Source organism: Bacillus sp. FSL L8-0099, assembly GCF_038006385.1.
Lineage (GTDB): Bacteria > Bacillota > Bacilli > Bacillales > Bacillaceae_G > Bacillus_A > Bacillus_A toyonensis.
In genome coordinates this window covers 3,659,193-3,676,464 of the sequence record NZ_JBBOVC010000001.1, presented here as the reverse complement: position 1 = coordinate 3,676,464, position 17,272 = coordinate 3,659,193, and the positions used below count along the sequence as shown (strand labels likewise).

At 38.5% G+C, this 17,272-nt stretch carries 19 protein-coding genes; 11 read left to right on the top strand and 8 right to left on the bottom strand.

Features of this window, described 5'->3' with window-relative positions; all coding sequences use genetic code 11:
* The first annotated feature begins 27 nt into the window (after nt 1-27).
* The 7 genes from MHH42_RS18500 (at nt 28) to entD (ending at nt 7,475) form a co-directional block, all read left to right on the top strand.
* Entirely contained in the window at nt 28-366 is a 339-nt protein-coding gene (locus MHH42_RS18500) for a hypothetical protein (RefSeq protein WP_002039366.1), read from the top strand.
* A 318-nt stretch (nt 367-684) separates the two neighbouring features.
* Nucleotides 685-1,227 carry a DUF420 domain-containing protein gene (locus MHH42_RS18495; protein ID WP_000228316.1) on the top strand — a complete coding sequence of 181 codons (543 nt, stop codon included), beginning with the start codon at nt 685-687 and terminating at the stop codon, nt 1,225-1,227.
* 117 nt (nt 1,228-1,344) lie between these two features.
* The gene (locus tag MHH42_RS18490) at nt 1,345-2,508 is read left to right on the top strand and encodes an iron-containing alcohol dehydrogenase (protein ID WP_340893777.1); all 1,164 of its coding nucleotides are present in this window, start codon (nt 1,345-1,347) and stop codon (nt 2,506-2,508) included.
* Nucleotides 2,509-2,666: 158 nt separating this feature from the next.
* Nucleotides 2,667-3,419, top strand: a complete 753-nt coding sequence (locus tag MHH42_RS18485) for a DeoR/GlpR family DNA-binding transcription regulator (protein ID WP_000957289.1) — start codon at nt 2,667-2,669, stop codon at nt 3,417-3,419.
* Nucleotides 3,416-4,327 carry a 1-phosphofructokinase gene (gene pfkB / locus MHH42_RS18480; RefSeq protein ID WP_000640843.1) on the top strand — a complete coding sequence of 304 codons (912 nt, stop codon included), beginning with the start codon at nt 3,416-3,418 and terminating at the stop codon, nt 4,325-4,327. Before MHH42_RS18485 ends, pfkB begins: the two co-directional genes overlap by 4 nt.
* Before the next feature lie 13 nt (nt 4,328-4,340).
* Nucleotides 4,341-6,197 (top strand): PTS fructose transporter subunit IIABC, encoded by a 1,857-nt coding sequence (locus MHH42_RS18475; RefSeq protein ID WP_016108945.1) that lies wholly within the window; start codon nt 4,341-4,343, stop codon nt 6,195-6,197.
* A 348-nt stretch (nt 6,198-6,545) separates the two neighbouring features.
* Complete coding sequence (entD, locus tag MHH42_RS18470; protein ID WP_000734606.1) at nt 6,546-7,475, top strand: cell wall-binding protein EntD; 930 nt, start codon at nt 6,546-6,548, stop codon at nt 7,473-7,475.
* Between the two features lie 62 nt (nt 7,476-7,537).
* On the opposite strand, the gene MHH42_RS18465 is transcribed toward entD, so the two are convergent.
* The gene (locus MHH42_RS18465; RefSeq protein ID WP_016108943.1) at nt 7,538-7,783 is read right to left on the bottom strand and encodes a hypothetical protein; all 246 of its coding nucleotides are present in this window, start codon (nt 7,781-7,783) and stop codon (nt 7,538-7,540) included.
* Between the two features lie 182 nt (nt 7,784-7,965).
* On the opposite strand from MHH42_RS18465, the gene miaA reads away from it, so the two are divergent.
* Together miaA and hfq are read left to right on the top strand one after the other, a co-directional pair.
* On the top strand, nt 7,966-8,919 hold the full coding sequence (gene miaA / locus MHH42_RS18460) for a tRNA (adenosine(37)-N6)-dimethylallyltransferase MiaA (protein WP_000504364.1): 954 nt from the start codon (nt 7,966-7,968) through the stop codon (nt 8,917-8,919).
* A gap of 21 nt (nt 8,920-8,940) precedes the next feature.
* Nucleotides 8,941-9,165 carry an RNA chaperone Hfq gene (hfq, locus tag MHH42_RS18455; protein ID WP_000813896.1) on the top strand — a complete coding sequence of 75 codons (225 nt, stop codon included), beginning with the start codon at nt 8,941-8,943 and terminating at the stop codon, nt 9,163-9,165.
* Between the two features lie 73 nt (nt 9,166-9,238).
* On the opposite strand, the gene MHH42_RS18450 is transcribed toward hfq, so the two are convergent.
* A protein-coding gene (locus MHH42_RS18450) for an IS3 family transposase (RefSeq protein WP_340893773.1) occupies nt 9,239-10,593 on the bottom strand; the annotation gives its coding sequence in 2 pieces (ribosomal slippage) (nt 9,239-10,140 and nt 10,140-10,593; 1,356 coding nt in all).
* Between the two features lie 101 nt (nt 10,594-10,694).
* On the bottom strand, nt 10,695-11,039 hold the full coding sequence (locus tag MHH42_RS18445) for a Gly-Xaa-Xaa repeat protein (protein ID WP_310796257.1): 345 nt from the start codon (nt 11,037-11,039) through the stop codon (nt 10,695-10,697).
* A 13-nt stretch (nt 11,040-11,052) separates the two neighbouring features.
* Here MHH42_RS18445 and MHH42_RS18440 point away from each other — a divergent pair, with 13 nt between their 5' ends.
* The gene (locus MHH42_RS18440; RefSeq protein WP_340893771.1) at nt 11,053-11,208 is read left to right on the top strand and encodes a hypothetical protein; all 156 of its coding nucleotides are present in this window, start codon (nt 11,053-11,055) and stop codon (nt 11,206-11,208) included.
* Here the strand turns inward: MHH42_RS18440 and MHH42_RS18435 are convergent.
* From MHH42_RS18435 to MHH42_RS18425, 3 genes are all read right to left on the bottom strand, one after another.
* On the bottom strand, nt 11,162-11,638 hold the full coding sequence (locus MHH42_RS18435) for a hypothetical protein (protein WP_340893769.1): 477 nt from the start codon (nt 11,636-11,638) through the stop codon (nt 11,162-11,164). The two genes, MHH42_RS18440 and MHH42_RS18435, sit on opposite strands and share 47 nt — an antisense overlap.
* Nucleotides 11,639-11,665: 27 nt before the next feature.
* A complete protein-coding gene (locus MHH42_RS18430) occupies nt 11,666-14,032 on the bottom strand; it encodes a collagen-like repeat preface domain-containing protein (protein ID WP_340893768.1) in 2,367 nt (788 codons plus the stop codon).
* Nucleotides 14,033-14,145: 113 nt separating this feature from the next.
* Entirely contained in the window at nt 14,146-15,111 is a 966-nt protein-coding gene (locus MHH42_RS18425) for a tyrosine-type recombinase/integrase (protein ID WP_000450335.1), read from the bottom strand.
* 265 nt (nt 15,112-15,376) lie between these two features.
* On the opposite strand from MHH42_RS18425, the gene spoVK reads away from it, so the two are divergent.
* Complete coding sequence (spoVK, locus tag MHH42_RS18420) at nt 15,377-16,333, top strand: stage V sporulation protein K (RefSeq protein WP_000438193.1); 957 nt, start codon at nt 15,377-15,379, stop codon at nt 16,331-16,333.
* Between the two features lie 32 nt (nt 16,334-16,365).
* On the opposite strand, the gene MHH42_RS18415 is transcribed toward spoVK, so the two are convergent.
* Nucleotides 16,366-16,503: a hypothetical protein gene (locus MHH42_RS18415; protein WP_000181509.1), complete on the bottom strand. Its 138-nt coding sequence runs from the start codon at nt 16,501-16,503 to the stop codon at nt 16,366-16,368.
* A gap of 100 nt (nt 16,504-16,603) precedes the next feature.
* Nucleotides 16,604-17,227, bottom strand: coding sequence for a trimeric intracellular cation channel family protein (locus MHH42_RS18410; RefSeq protein WP_000312263.1), 624 nt, complete (start codon nt 17,225-17,227; stop codon nt 16,604-16,606).
* Between the last annotated feature and the right edge of the window lie 45 nt (nt 17,228-17,272).

The following is a 17,272-nucleotide window of genomic DNA, read 5'->3' as shown; positions in this document are numbered from 1 at the left end:
TTGACTTTTTATACGAAGGCGAGCAAAATGGTAAAAAAGGAAGGGGGGATGATGATGGAAGAGTACGTATTAGAGCTGTATAACCTGTTATATACGACAGAATGGCAAGATATTGTTTCGTTTCTAGGAATAGTATTTTGCATGAAAATTGTAATTGTATATATGGAAGAGCAAGGTATGTTCTATTCCTTCTCATCCCCGTTCGATGTGCAGCGCGAGCCGTTGCTGAACTATGCCAAGGTGAATTACGAACAAATTCCTTTTGTTCTATTCTTTATGATTCGATTTATAACAGCAATTGTAAAGAAGAAAGAAAGTGATGATGAAGAGTGCCACGTAACTTGTAATATAGCTAACGTTTTTTAAGCTAAATACAAGGAGGAGATTTATATGTGGTTTCGATTTCTTATGATTGGTTTCTTTTCATTAACAGCAATTTCATTAATGGGATATCAAGTATCTGAAATTTTTCAAGCATATAGCAATACGTTTTTTAACAAAAACTAATTGCATTGCTATTTGAATAATAAAGCGATAAAATCCTTCTTAAGAAGTTTTATTAAGAAGGATTTTTTTCTTTGTCTTGTCTTACTGTGTCAAACTATTGTCACATTTACACTGTGAATAATATGTTAAAATAGTGAGGTTACGTATACATATTTGAAGGAAGAGGGAGTGACCATTTTGGTGGATCAATCAACAAATCAGAAAAGCTATGCTCCTATTGTGATAACGCTTTCTGTAATTGTAAATGCGATTATTTTATTTTTGTTCTTTGGACCTGTTGGCTATGAAGGAGAAGTACATTTTGATGTAACGATTTTACCAATGTTAAATGCAATTTTTAATAGCTTTACGTTCGTATTCTTATTAGCAGCTTTATACTCTATTATTAAAAAGAATGTGAAAATGCACCGTGGTTTCATTCTTGCGGCATTCACGACGACTTTGCTATTCTGTGTTTCGTATTTATCGTATCATTACTTGGCGCCAGCAACACATTTTGGCGGGGAAGGATTTATTAAATATGTGTACTTCATCATTTTAATTACACATATTATCCTTGCGGCAATTATTGTACCACTTGCATTGTTCGCACTTGTATTTGGTTTTACGAATCAATTAACACGTCACCGTAAAATTGTACGATGGACGATGCCAATTTGGCTATATGTAAGTCTATCTGGTGTTATTGTTTACTTAATGATCTCACCTTATTATCAATAAAAAATCTCAGCCCTAAAGGCTGGGATTTTTTTGTTAAGCAAATATTTTTGTGAAATGAAAAAAATATGGTATACAAAAGTATAGTTGCTTTTTAAATAGAAGGGATGGTAAAAAGATATGCAAAATTTTGTATTTCGTAATCCGACAAAACTTATTTTCGGTAAAGGACAATTAGAGCAGTTAAAAACTGAAATTCCACAGTTCGGTAAAAAAGTTCTTCTCGTATATGGAGGAGGCAGCATTAAAAGAAACGGTATATATGATAATGTAATTTCTATTTTAAAAGATATAAATGCGGAAGTATTTGAATTGACTGGTGTTGAACCGAATCCTCGTGTATCAACAGTAAAAAAAGGGATTCAAATTTGTAAAGAAAATGGTGTCGAATTTATTTTAGCAATTGGTGGAGGAAGTGTAATCGACTGTACGAAAGCGATTGCCGCTGGTAGTAAGTACGATGGAGATGTATGGGATATTGTAACGAAAAAAGCATTTGCTAGCGAGGCATTACCATTTGGTACTGTACTTACTCTTGCAGCAACAGGATCTGAAATGAATGCAGGCTCGGTAATTACAAACTGGGAAACGAATGAAAAATACGGCTGGGGTAGCCCGGTTACTTTCCCGCAGTTTTCAATCTTAGATCCAGTTCATACTGCGTCTGTACCGAAAGATCAAACAATTTACGGTATGGTAGATATTATGTCACACGTATTAGAGCAATATTTCCATCATGGAACAAATACAGAACTACAAGATCGTTATTGTGAATCTGTTTTAAGAACAGTAATTGAAACAGCTCCTAAGCTTTTAAGTGATCTAGAAAATTATGAGCATAGGGAAACAATTTTATATTGCGGTACTATGGCGTTAAACGGCATTTTAGCAATGGGAGTAAAAGGAGACTGGGCAACTCATAATATTGAGCATGCAGTTTCTGCTGTTCATGACATACCACACGGCGGCGGCCTTGCAATTCTATTCCCGAATTGGATGAAGCATGTTATAGATGAAAATGTAAGTCGTTTTAAACAGTTCGCTATTCGTGTATTTGATATAGAAACAGATGGCAAAACAGATAAAGAAGTGGCGTTAGAAGGAATTGAGGCACTGCGTCAATTTTGGACTTCAATTGAGGCGCCAGTAGCATTATCTGATTATACTATTGGAGAAAATGAAATTGATTTAATGGCGGATAAAGCGATGGCTTATGGTGAATTTGGTAACTTTAAAAAATTAAATAAAGATGATGTTTTAAACATATATAAAGCTTCTTTATAAGTGAATCGAGAAAAGAAACCCATTTGATATAACAATCAAATGGGTTTCTTTTTTGTTGTCTATAACTGTTTTTGATTGTTTTTGATTATTTATGAATGTATGTGGTTGATTTTTGTGATCGTTTTCATTATACTGTAATCAAAGAAGAGGTGAGTAAAATGTTAACTCCTGAACGTCATCAAATGATATTGCAACTTGTAAAAGAACAGAAAGTAGTTAAATTACAGCAATTAGTTGAAAGAACAGAAAGCTCTGAATCAACAATTCGTCGTGATTTAGCACAATTAGAAAAACAAAGGTTATTAAAAAGAGTTCATGGTGGTGCCTCTGTTTTAACAGCAAAGGGACAGGAGCCAACGATGATTGAAAAATCATCCAAAAACATTCAAATAAAACATCAAATTGCTAAGTATGCAGCTACTATTGTGGAACAAGGGGATTGTATTTATTTAGATGCAGGAAGTACAACATTTGAAATGATTCCATTTCTAATAAATAAAGATGTTACTGTCGTGACGAATGGACTTATGCATATTGAAGCTTTAGTTGAAAATAATATTCGTGCGTATTTACTAGGCGGAATGATGAAGAGTAGGACGAAGGCTTTAATTGGTGCGATGGCACAGGAAAGTATGCAGAAGTATCGCTTTGATAAATGTTTTTTAGGAGCGAATGGCGTACATGAACAGTTTGGTTTTACAACACCAGATCCAGAAGAAGCGCTTTTAAAACAAATGGCATTAACATTAGCGAACGAAGGGTATTTCTTAATTGATGAAAGTAAGTTTTCAGAAGTTGCGTTTGCGAAAATTGCCAATGTTGAAGATGCAAATATTATTACAAACCATTTAGAAATTGATTTAGAAAAATATAAAAGACAAACCAATGTAATTGAGGCTGATAAACAATGATCTATACAGTTACTTTAAACCCATCTATTGATTATGTAGTACAAGTTAATTCTTTTGATTTAGGCACAGTAAATCGAGCAGAGAAAGACATGAAGTTTCCTGGAGGAAAAGGGATTAATGTTTCTCGCGTTCTTCATCGTTTAGGTGTTGGAAATGTTGCACTTGGATTTACTGGTGGATTTACTGGTCAGTTTATGCAAGATGTATTACATGATGAAGGTGTAACAACAAATTTCGTCCAAGTAGATGAAGATACTAGAATTAATGTAAAGATAAAAGGGGAAGAAGAAACAGAATTAAATGGACAAGGTCCTATTGTGACAAAAGAGCAGTTCGGACAGTTAATGAACAAAATTGAAAGTATGCAACGTGGAGATTGTGTTGTACTTGCTGGAAGTGTACCGACTTCTATTCCAAATACTTTTTATGAATCAATTGCTGCGTTTGGAGCTGAAAAAGGTATTCGTGTAGTAGTGGATGCAAGTGGAAGTGCACTGCAACATGTAATTAAAAATAAGCCATTTTTAATAAAGCCAAATCATCATGAACTTGGTGAGTTATTTGGAGTGGAGCTTTTAACAGTAGAAGAGATTTTACCGTATGGAAGAAAATTAGTCGAACAAGGTGTAGAGAACGTTATTGTATCAATGGCCGGAGATGGAGCTTTATTATTTACGGCAGAAGGTATATATGAAGCAACTGTTCCAAAAGGTGTTGTTATTAATTCAGTTGGGGCAGGAGATTCTCTCGTTGCTGGATTTGTAGGTAAATACGAACAGACAAAAGATATTGAAAAGGCATTCCAATATGGTGTTGCAACAGGGAGTGCAACAGCATTTTCGGCAGATTTATGTAAAAAGGAAAAAGTAGAAGAATTATTGTCGCAAGTAATTGTAGTTAAGCGATAGGGGGAAGTAACATATGAAAATTACAGAACTATTAAAAAGGGATACAGTCATTATGAATTTGACAGCTTCAAATAAAGAAGCTGTCATAGATGAATTAGTTGAGAAATTAAGTGGGGCAAATCGTTTAAATAGTAAAACGGAATTTAAAGAAGCTATTTTAAAGCGGGAGTCCCAAAGTACGACTGGAATTGGGGAAGGCATTGCCATACCTCATGCGAAGACGAAGGCTGTTAAGCAACCGGCGATTTGTTTCGGTAGAAGTGTAAGCGGTATCAATTATGAATCGCTTGACGGACAGCCTGCACATTTATTCTTTATGATTGCTGCAAGTGAAGGAGCAAATAATACACATTTAGAAACGTTGTCCCGTCTTTCTACATTATTAATGGATGAAGGCTTTCGCAAGCAATTATTAGAAGCAAAGGATGAAGAGGAACTTCTTCGCTTATTTGATGAAAAAGAGAATGAAAAAGAAGAAGAAGTTGAAGTAGCGAAACCGGAAGGGGATGAACCATACGTATTAGCTGTTACAGCTTGTCCGACTGGAATCGCTCACACATATATGGCTGCTGATAGTTTGAAAGCGAAAGCGGCAGAGTTAGGGATTGCGATTAAAGTTGAAACGAACGGATCAACAGGTATAAAAAACGGTTTAACGAAAGAGGACATTGAACGTGCAACGGCCATTATCGTTGCGGCAGATAAACAAGTAGAAATAAATCGTTTTGCTGGAAAACATGTCATTCAAGTGCCGGTAGCTGATGGGATTAGAAAAACGGAAAAGCTTCTTAATCGAGCTGTCAAACAAGATGCACCAATCTTTAAAGGTGTAAAAGAGAATGGGAAGTCAGAGAGTATAGAGAATGAAAAAGGATTAGGAATTTATAAGCATTTAATGAGTGGTGTAAGTAATATGCTTCCGTTCGTTGTTGGCGGTGGAATTTTAATAGCGCTAGCGTTTTCGTTTGGTGGTATAAAGGCGGAAGGTCCATTAGCTGAATTGTTCATGTCTATTGGTGGAGGAAAAACAGGGGCGTTTTTATTCCTTGTACCAATTTTAGCTGGATTTATTGCGAGTTCTATTGCTGATCGTCCTGGTTTTATGCCTGGTGTTGTTGGAGGGTTTTTAGCGGCACATGCGAATGCTGGGTTTTTAGGAGGATTAATTGCTGGTTTCTTAGCTGGATATGTTGTTTTAGGATTGAAAAGATTATTTTCAGGATTACCAGCGCAGTTAGAAGGAATTAAACCTGTTTTGTTATATCCAGTCTTTGGATTGTTAATTACAGGAGTTGTAATGCAAAAAGTAGTAAATCCACCTGTAGTAGCATTGAATGAAATGTTAACAGGATGGTTAAATGGTTTGAACGGTACAAATGCTATATTACTAGGTCTTATTTTAGGTGGTATGATGGCAATCGATATGGGTGGTCCAATTAATAAAGCCGCATTTACATTTGGTATTGCTGCAATAGAAGCGCAGAACTTTGGAGTTCACTCTGCTGTTATGGCTGGTGGTATGGTACCGCCACTTGCAATTGCATTTGCAACTACATTCTTTAAAACGAAGTTTACAGAAGCGGAACGTAAATCTGGTTTAACAAATTATATTATGGGAGCATCGTTTATTACAGAAGGTGCAATTCCATTTGCAGCTGCAGATCCGATTCGAGTAATTGTAAGTTGTGTTGTTGGTTCAAGTATTGCAGGCGCGTTATCTATGTTATTCCAAATTACATTACCGGCACCACATGGTGGGTTATTTGTTATAGCATTAGTAAATAAACCGTTGCTATATATTTTCTCTATATTAGTAGGGACAGTTATTTCTGCTCTTATGATGGGAATTTGGAAAAAGAAGGTTAAATAATAAATGAAAAAGGAGTAGCTGCTATAAGCTACTCCTTTTTATTACAAAAAAAGAGATTAATAATTGGAGAATGATGTTTTATGGTAAAAGATGTAATGGAATATGATTTTTTTGTAACAAAACAGTAATACTGTAATTTTTTTTGGGAAAAAATTTTCATGCTTGTATGTGGAAAATATATGAAAAATATTGGGGTTTCTATTGAAAATGCATTTCATTAATATGGAAATTTATGTTACAACTCGTTAATCGTATATTACGAATGCTTTGTAATTGTGTGATTTCTAAAAAACTAAAAAATCTGTTGCTATAATGAAAATACGAAAACAAAGCAAATGGAGGCTATTCATGAAAAAATTATTAGGTATAGCAACAGCGGCAGTTTTTGGTCTTGGGATTTTTGCAGGTTCTGCGAAAGCAGAAACGATTGTAACAACAGACGTATTAAATGTGAGAGAAAACCCAAATGTAGAGTCAAAGCTTGTAGGTAAAATGTTAAGTGGAAATAAATTAGATGTTATAAATACAGAAAACGGATGGTCGAAAATTAAATTAGACGGTAAAGAAGCATTTGTAAGTGCTGAATTTACTAAAAGTACGTATTATGTAACTGCGAACGTATTAAATATTCGTGCTGGAGCGAATACTGACTCTGAAATTCTTGGTAAATTTAATAAAAATGATTTGATTGAAACGACAAATCAAGTTCAAAATGAATGGTTACAATTCGACTACAATGGAAAAGTTGCATATGTTCACGTACCATTTTTAACAGGAGAAGCACCTGTGATTGAAAAGAAAGAAGTTGTAACTCAAGAAGAACCGGCTAGAGTAAATCCGTCGGTTAAAAATAATACGGCAGTTAAGAGCAAAGAGTCTGTTAAAAATGTAGAATCAAGTAAGCCTGTAGCAAAGGAAAAGCCAGCTGCGAAACCAGTTAAGAAATCTGCTGAAACAAATGCACCTGCTGGCGGTCGTGAAATAACAGTAGAAGCGACGGCGTATACAGCAAATCCAAGTGAGAATGGTACGTATGGTGGTCGTGTGTTAACTGCAATGGGGCATGATTTAACAGCGAATCCAAATATGAAAGTAATTGCTGTTGATCCAAAGGTAATTCCACTTGGATCGAAAGTATGGGTAGAAGGATATGGAGAAGCGATTGCTGGAGATACTGGTGGTGCGATTAAAGGAAATCGCATTGATGTATTAGTGGGCTCAGATGGTAGTGCTAATAGCTGGGGCCGTAAGTCTGTAAAAGTGAAAGTTATACAATAGTGTATATGTATTAATTTAAAAAGCGATTGCTTACATATTTTCAAGCAACCGCTTTTTATGGATTATTGAAAGGGATAAATAGTTGTACCTGTAAGAATTTTATATGCACTGCAAAATTGAGTCTGCATATACTCTGTATTTTTATTTTCTAGATGTAATGTTGTTTCTTGGAGCGTAGAATGAAAAGAACGTAGCAAACAATTTAGAGCGAAGTATAATTCTTCTTGTGAACAGTTTTGTTCTTTTGTAGCAGTGGCTAAAATGAGGTCTTTTGTTAAAGATGAAAAATTGATGGTAGATTGTTTCATAGTCAACTCATCCTCTCAAAGCTATTTTTTATCATGTGTATGCAGAATTGGACAAACTATGTTCTTTTTTTATATGAAATTTCATGTACCAGAATGAAAGAACTTGCAATCGTACCGTTAAAATTGTTAAGATTGGATATAATCAATAGATGGAGTATATTACATAAAGAGAGTTGAATGATATGGGAGAAATGCAACGCGAAAAGGTTGCTGTCATCATTGGACCAACTGCTGTTGGAAAGACGAAGTTAAGTATTGACCTTGCCAAAGCGTTGAATGGTGAAATTATAAGTGGAGATTCCATGCAGATTTATCGCACGATGGACATTGGAACCGCAAAGGTGACAAAAGAAGAGATGGACGGAATTCCACATTATATGGTCGATATAAAAGATCCGGAAGATTCATTTTCTGTCGCAGAATTTCAAGAACGTGTTCGTAAACATATTCGAGAAATTACAGAGCGGGGTAAATTACCGATTATTGTTGGTGGAACCGGTCTTTATATACAATCTGTTTTATTCGATTATCAGTTTACAGATGATGCTGGTGATGCTATATACCGAGAGAAAATGGAAAAGCTAGCTCAAGAACGTGGTGTGGAATATGTACATGAAAAATTGCAAGAAGTAGATCCAGAAAGCGCGGAGCGTATTCATGCTAATAATGTGCGTCGTGTCATTCGGGCGTTAGAAATTTTCCACACGACGGGCGAAAAAATGAGTGAACAACTCGAAAAACAAGAAAACGAGTTATTATATGATGTTTCACTAATTGGCTTGACAATGGATCGAGAAATGCTATACGATCGCATTAACTTACGAGTGGATTTAATGATGGAACAAGGTTTATTAGAGGAAGTAAAAGGGCTGTATAATCGTGGGATGAGAGATTGTCAATCTATTCAAGCGATTGGGTATAAAGAGGTATATGATTATTTTGAGAATCGTGTCTCTTTAGAAGAAGCGGTATCACAATTAAAGACGAATTCACGTCGTTATGCAAAACGTCAATTAACGTGGTTCCGTAATAAAATGGATGTCACATGGTTTGATGTTACAGATGGTGAAAAAACGTCAGAAATTTTACGATACATAGAAGGAAAGTTACAACTAAAGTCGAATAATAGTAAGTAGAGAAAAAGAGGAGGATTCGACATGAAGCAATCAATCAATATTCAAGATCAGTTTTTAAATCAACTCCGTAAAGAAAATACGTTTGTTACGCTGTACTTATTAAATGGTTTCCAGCTTCGTGGATTAATTAAAGGATTTGATAATTTTACAGTCCTACTGGAAACAGAAGGTAAGCAACAGCTTATTTATAAACATGCAATTTCTACATTCGTACCACAAAAAAATGTTTCGATTGAATTAGAGTAGTAATGAATTATTGTACATAACAAAAAAAGAGCGAGTTTTGAAGTGACCCCTAAAAGTTGACACGGTTATTTCATTAGGCAGCTTGATCCAAATGAGTCCGGTATTGCACCGGGCTCATTTTTAATTTTACCTTTATCCGTTTCGTATTATAATAATCTACATATTTTTCTAATTCTATTTTAAAATGATCTACACTTTCAAACTCTTTTATGTAGAGGAATTCCGACTTCATGATCCCGAAGAAATTCTCCATTACTGCGTTGTCATAACAGTTTCCTTTTCGAGACATACTCTGCACAATACCTCTTGATTCAAGTGTCCGGGCATATTGTTTCATTTGATAATGCCACCCTTGATCTGAATGCATCAATAGTTGGTGATTTTCCGGTAAATGTTCTAATGCTGTCTCTAACATTTCTGAAACAAGTGAATACGTCGGTCTAAAGCCAATTGTATAGGTAATAATCTCACCATTATACAAGTCTAATACAGGTGATATATACAGTTTCTCTCCAAATAATTTAAACTCTGTGATGTCTGTTACCCATTTTTGATTCGGTGCATCTGCATGAAAATTGCGCGCTAAAATATTGGGTGCAGTTTTACCAACTTTCCCCTTATAAGACTTATATTTTTTCATATGCACAACACACTTTAATCCAAGCTCTTTCATAATGCGTTGAACCTTCTTGTGATTCACTTTTTGACCACGATTCGTTAACTCATCACGAATGCGACGGTAGCCATAACGGCCTTCATTTTCCTCATAAATCGCTTTAATTTCAGCTTTCAAATCGGCATCTAAATCCGGACGATTCATTTTCTTTACTAAATCATAATACGTGCTTTGTGGAATGTTAGCTAGCTCTACAAGTGCTTTCACCGAATATTTATGCCTTAATTCATAGACTACTTGTGCTTTGTCCTGTTTCGTGATTTTTCCTTGTTTTGAATTAAGGCATTCAACTTTTTTAAGTACTCATTTTCCATTTCAAGCTGTTGAATACGTGCTTCAAGTGCTTCGACTGAACCTTCAACTGGTGTTTGTTTTGATTGTTTATTTGAATCTTTTTCCATGGATGGACGCCCCTTTTTCTTTGATTGAAGGGCAGCGATTCCTTGTGTTTCGAATTGTTTTTTCCAAACAATAATCGTTGAAGGGGCAGGAATATTAAAAATAGCTGCCCCTTCAAATAAGGACGTACCGTTTTCAATCATAAAATTTAGTACGTCTAGTTTAAATTGTTGCGTGTAATTTGTATACCGTTTTAGAAAAGCTTCCACACCATTTTGTTTATATTGGTTTACCCAATTCAAAATTACGGTGTCTCTTATACCAACCGCTTTACTAATTTCTCGGTAACTTTCATTTCCGTTCAAATAACGTTGAACGATGTGTATTTTTTCATCAGCTGTAAATTTAACCATAGAAAAACTGCACCTCCAATTGTTAGACGGTGTCTAACAATTGGGGTGCAGTTCAGTTTCTCGCTCTTTTTTTATTTGTCATAAACAATACATAGTGAAATTTAAGCGATTCTAAATACAGTAAGGCGAATGTTAGTATTTCCTGTTGCAGGGATCGTAATCTCGTTAAGAGTAGATTGGACAGAGATGTTTGCACCAGCTGCTAACGTTTCAATTGTAGTAAATGAAAGTGAGTCACCTATTAAACTTGAAGAGAAGTTGTCAGTTGCGACTGCTCCATTAATTGAAATTCCTACTCCAAGTGGAGCACATCCTGGCGCAGTTGTAGCGATGGATACGCTAATTACATAAATGCCAGCGTTAATAACAGTAACTGTATTTGTGCCGTTAAAGATAATATTGTTTACGTTAATTGCAGTACTAAAAATAAAGTTATTAAATTGCAGTACTGTTTGTTGAATGTTATTTGTTACAACAATTGTTGCTACAGGGAAGCTAGGTCCAGTAGGTCCAGTAGGTCCAGTAGGCCCAGTAGGTCCGCCAGATGGTCCAGTTGGTCCAGTAACTCCTATACCGGTAGCGCCGGTAGCACCCGTTGGTCCTTGGATGCCTTGAACACCTTGAGGTCCGGTAGCGCCAGTGGCACCAGTAGCACCTGTGTTACCTTGAACGCCTTGAGGTCCGGTAGCGCCAGTAGCACCAGTAGCGCCTGTGTTACCTTGAGCCCCTTGAGGCCCGGTAGCGCCTGTGTTACCTTGAACACCTTGAGGTCCCGTGGCACCAGTAGCGCCCGTATTACCTTGAACGCCTTGAGGTCCGGTAGCGCCTGTGTTACCTTGAGCACCTTGAGGTCCAGTAGCGCCAGTAGCACCAGTAGCACCCGTGTTACCTTGAGCGCCTTGAGGTCCAGTGGCACCAGTAGCACCCGTGTTACCTTGAACACCTTGAGGCCCGGTAGCGCCTGTGTTACCTTGAACACCTTGAGGCCCGGTAGCGCCTGTGTTACCTTGAACACCTTGAGGTCCAGTAGGTCCAGTAGGTCCACCAGAAGGTCCAGTAGGTCCGGTAACTCCTATACCAGTAGCGCCAGTAGCACCTGTGTTACCTTGAACACCTTGAGGTCCAGTAGCGCCCGTGGCACCGGTAGCACCCGTGTTACCTTGAACACCTTGAGGTCCAGTAGCGCCCGTGGCACCGGTAGCACCCGTGTTACCTTGAACGCCTTGAGGTCCCGTGGCACCGGTAGCACCTGTGTTACCTTGAACACCTTGAGGTCCCGTGGCACCAGTAGCACCCGTATTACCTTGAATACCTTGAATACTTGAGGTCCGGTAGCGCCAGTGGCACCAGTAGCACCTGTGTTACCTTGAACGCCTTGAGGTCCGGTAGCGCCAGTGGCACCAGTAGCACCTGTGTTACCTTGAACGCCTTGAGGTCCGGTAGCGCCAGTAGCACCAGTAGCACCAGTAGCACCCGTGTTACCTTGAATACCTTGAGGTCCCGTGGCACCAGTAGCACCCGTATTACCTTGAATACCTTGAGGTCCCGTGGCACCAGTAGCACCTGTGTTACCTTGAATACCTTGAGGTCCCGTGGCACCAGTAGCACCCGTATTACCTTGAATACCTTGAGGTCCCGTGGCACCAGTAGCACCCGTATTACCTTGAATACCTTGAGGTCCCGTGGCACCAGTGGCACCAGTAGCACCTGTGTTACCTTGAACACCTTGAGGTCCGGTAGCGCCAGTGGCACCAGTAGCGCCAGTGGCACCGGTAGCACCTGTGTTACCTTGAACACCTTGAGGTCCAGTAGCGCCAGTAGCACCTGTGTTACCTTGAACACCTTGAGGTCCCGTGGCACCGGTAGCACCTGTGTTACCTTGAACACCTTGAGGTCCAGTAGCGCCCGTGGCACCGGTAGCACCCGTGTTACCTTGAGCCCCTTGAGGTCCCGTGGCACCGGTAGCACCCGTGTTACCTTGAACGCCTTGAGGTCCCGTGGCACCGGTAGCACCTGTGTTACCTTGAACGCCTTGAGGTCCAGTAGCACCCGTGTTACCTTGAATACCTTGAGGTCCCGTGGCACCAGTAGCACCCGTATTACCTTGAATACCTTGAGGTCCGGTAGCGCCCGTGGCACCAGTAGCACCTGTGTTACCTTGAACGCCTTGAGGTCCGGTAGCGCCAGTAGCACCAGTAGCACCCGTGTTACCTTGAATACCTTGAGGTCCCGTGGCACCAGTAGCACCCGTATTACCTTGAATACCTTGAGGTCCCGTGGCACCAGTGGCACCAGTGGCACCAGTGGCACCAGTAGCACCTGTGTTACCTTGAATACCTTGAGGTCCCGTGGCACCAGTAGCACCCGTATTACCTTGAATACCTTGAGGTCCCGTGGCACCAGTAGCACCTGTGTTACCTTGAACACCTTGAGGTCCGGTAGCGCCCGTGTTACCTTGAATACCTTGAGGTCCCGTGGCACCAGTAGCACCCGTATTACCTTGAATACCTTGAGGTCCCGTGGCACCTGTGTTACCTTGAACACCTTGAGGTCCGGTAGCGCCCGTGGCACCAGTAGCACCCGTGTTACCTTGAACGCCTTGAGGTCCAGTAGCACCGGTAGCGCCCGTGTTACCTCGAGGTCCAGTAGGTCCAGTAGCACCGGTAGCGCCCGTGTTACCTCGAGGTCCAGTAGGTCCAGTAGCGCCCGTGTTACCTCGAGGTCCAGTAGGCCCAGTAGCACCAGTAGCGCCCGTGTTACCTCGAGGTCCAGTAGGTCCAGTAGCACCGGTAGCGCCCGTGTTACCTCGAGGTCCAGTAGGTCCAGTAGCACCGGTAGCACCCGTGTTACCTCGAGGTCCAGTAGGTCCGGTAGCACCGGTAGCACCCGTGTTACCTCGAGGTCCAGTAGGTCCAGTAGCACCGGTAGCGCCCGTGTTACCTCGAGGTCCAGTAGGTCCAGTAGGCCCTCTGCCGAACGAAGCTGAATTAACTAGAGTAGTTTGTAACTCTGCAATTAATTTAAGGAGTTCTTGGAGTGTACAATGATCGATCCGGAATAACTTTGTAATGTAAAGTAAATAATTAATTAAAATTTGGAGTTCAACAAATACAGCACTTGCTACGAAGGTTGGATTTCTTAATATAGTTATTAAGTTTTTTATAATAGCTAATCCTTGCGCTTTCAGGGAGGAAGTAGCGTCTAGCGAACAGATGAACTTACTTAGTAGGTTTAATGTATCAATTAAATCTTCGATGTTTTTAGGAGATGGATTGGCGAAAAGTTTTGGAATTATTTTAATTAAATCGTTAATAATCGCTCGAAATGTTCTAATTTGTGCTTTAGAAATTGGGATGGATGGTGTGTTTGAGATTCGTCCGGCACTACTTGGAAAGCATGGTTTGGAGAATTTGTTTTGACTGTCGTCATAACGAGACATTAAATCGCTCCTTTCTAATGAGAATGTGAATGAAACTCATCATAGTAGATGCAAAAATTAGTTAAATGGTCATAATAAAATCGTTTGTTTAAAGAAAAAATAGAAAAAACGCCTTACAATAAGGCGTTTTTTCTATTTTCTGCGTATTTATAATATCGTTTTAGTGAAACTTTTGATTTGAATCCAGCTAGTTTTATAATTTCTGATTCCGGCGTTTCTTTTTTTATTAAGTTTAAAATATAGGTGTTACGAAAGTGTTGCCCTGAGATTCCTTTGCGTAAATTAGCTCTAGCTACTTCAAGGCGAATCATTTTTTGGATAGCGATTTCTGTTAATCCCTTCGGTGAATCATTTTCGTATACCCATCTGTATGTTCCGCGGTTAAAATCGAATGCGACAAACAGTGGGTCATTACTATGGTATTTTGGACGAACGGGTTCAGGGATGCTTTTGTAGTATGTGTATAATTGCTTTTTGTCTTCTTTTGTTAATGTAATCGTTCTTTCTACTCCTGCGGTTGCTGGGATAGATAATGTATTAGTTTCAAAGTGAACATGATACATAGTTAATGCTGTAAGCTCTTGTAGGGATAAACCATAGTCAATTAATAGGTTTAAAATAGTGATATTACGATCCATCAATAAAGGTCGTACAGGACGTTGTTTTTCTGATAGTCCTTCCAATGAAGTGACGATACGCTTTAATTTTTTTTCTTCATTAGATGAAATAAAATCTTCATTTCGTAGTGCGCGATCTGGTTGAATGGAAATTTCCATATTCTTTAATGGATTAGGGATGTTTAGGAAATGATTCATTCTATTTAGTACAATAAATACACGATGCATCGTCTTTTCTGAGTAGTTTCGATTCGTTTTTAAGTCAGAAAAGTAATCTTCGTAGTCTTTTGTACAAAGTGTAGCCCATATATTACTGGAAGGGAGCTTTTTGTTTTTTTCTAACCAATGTCCGAAATCTTCAATGTCATAAACATAACGTTTAATGGTTGAGGTTTTTCGGCCTTTATTCAATAAAAAAATAGAAAAGGCTTGTATTGTATCATGGAATTCCGTTGTCTCCATAGTCCCACCACCTTAATTATTTCTTATATTATAGCAAACTTTTCTGAAAATAGGCATTTGTAAGAAGGACGGGAATAATAATATGTGTTGAGTGGATAAAGTGAAACTTTAATCAGTGGGGGGGTGTTCATCCTCCGCTGATTATCAGCCCACACCAATCGGGCATTTACGGGCAGTTATCCCCCGCCTAACTTCCTCGCATTCGCTGAATTTTGAGGTGGGAGTCTTACTGCCTGCAAATTGCGGGATAAAATGAGGTGATTGTATGGAACAATCGATGCGAAAGAAAAATAATAATCAAATTAATATTGTGTTAAACCATCGAAAGAAAATTTCTTTACCAGCATCAGAAAATAAAACGGAAATTTCAAATGAAACTACAATTAAACATGAGATGCTGCAAAGAATTGAAGAAGAGATGGGGAAACTCGTTGGGATGGATGATATAAAAAAGATAATAAAAGAAATATATGCTTGGATTTATGTAAATAAAAAAAGACAAGAAATGGGATTGAAATCTGAGAAGCAAGTACTCCATATGTTGTTTAAAGGGAATCCGGGTACAGGAAAGACAACTGTTGCTAGAATGATAGGGAAATTGTTGTTTGAGATGAATATTCTATCAAAAGGGCATTTAGTTGAAGCGGAACGTGCTGATCTTGTAGGAGAATACATTGGCCATACGGCTCAAAAAACAAGAGATTTAATAAAAAAAGCAATGGGAGGTATTTTGTTTATTGATGAGGCGTATTCTTTAGCTCGAGGTGGAGAGAAGGATTTTGGAAAGGAAGCAATTGATACGCTCGTAAAGCATATGGAGGATAAACAACATGGTTTTGTATTGATTTTGGCTGGGTATTCAAGAGAGATGAATCACTTCCTTTCATTAAATCCAGGACTGCAATCTCGTTTTCCGTTTATTATTGAGTTTGCGGATTATTCGGTAAATCAGTTGTTGGAAATTGGGAAGAGAATGTATGAAGAGCGTGAATACCAGTTATCAAAGGAAGCGGAATGGAAATTTAGAGATCATTTACATGCTGTAAAGTATTCGTCGCAAATTACATCGTTTAGCAATGGCCGATACGTACGGAATATTGTTGAAAAATCGATTCGTACACAGGCTATGCGGTTGTTGCAAGAAGATACGTATGATAAGTATGATTTAATTGGAATATCAAGTGTTGATTTAATGTTGGAAGAGGAGACGCACAGTACATAAACTGTGCGTCTGTTTTTTGTGCATATGTTCGTTTATTCTTTTTTTTCTTTTTCTTGGTGAGATTTATGGAAGCGTTCCATTTTAGCGCTCTTTTCGTGTGCTGAATTAGAATCGTGCCCAAATTGGTTTACTGAGCTTTTTTGAGCTCCTTTATTAACGTGGTTTGTCATTTGTATTCACCTCACTTTAAAAATTAGTATAAACATTAAGTAAAGAAAAAATCGTTAGAAAAGAAAAACCTCTTTACGATATGTAAAGAGGTTAGAATTGCTATTTATGCATTGAACGTTCGTTTGTGTCGATACGTCGATGCGGTAAATGCCATTTGTAATGAATAGAAAGCATGCGGAAGCAAACAATTAAAATGAATAAGGTGTAAAGAGCCCAATCACTAACAATAATTTGAGCCCCAATTAAGAAGCCTGCTAGAATCGTCCAAAAAGCATATACTTCAGCTCGAAGGACGAGAGGTTTTCTACGGGCTAAAAGATCGCGAATAATCCCGCCGCCAATACCGGTTAAAACAGCTGCTACGATTGTAGCGCTAATGGGTAAATTTAGTTTTTGAGCATATAATGCCCCTTGTACGGCGAATGCTGATAAGCCGATAGCGTCAGTAATGTTTTCCCATTTTTTCCAATGTTTAATTAATTTATTTGGAAAAAGAAAAATAATTGTCATTGATAAAAGTGCGATTTGGAATAACATGTCTTGTTGCCAAAACGCGACAATCGGATAACCAATTAGTAAATTACGAAGGGCACCTCCCCCAAATGCGGTTGCCATTCCTAAAATATACACCCCGAAAATGTCATAATCCTCTTCCATTGCAACAATGGCTCCGCTTAGTGCGAATGCGATTGTGCCTATGATGCTAAAAATCTCCCATGCCATGAATTTTCTCCCCCGCTAACTAGATGAAATGTGCTTCCTCTGCTA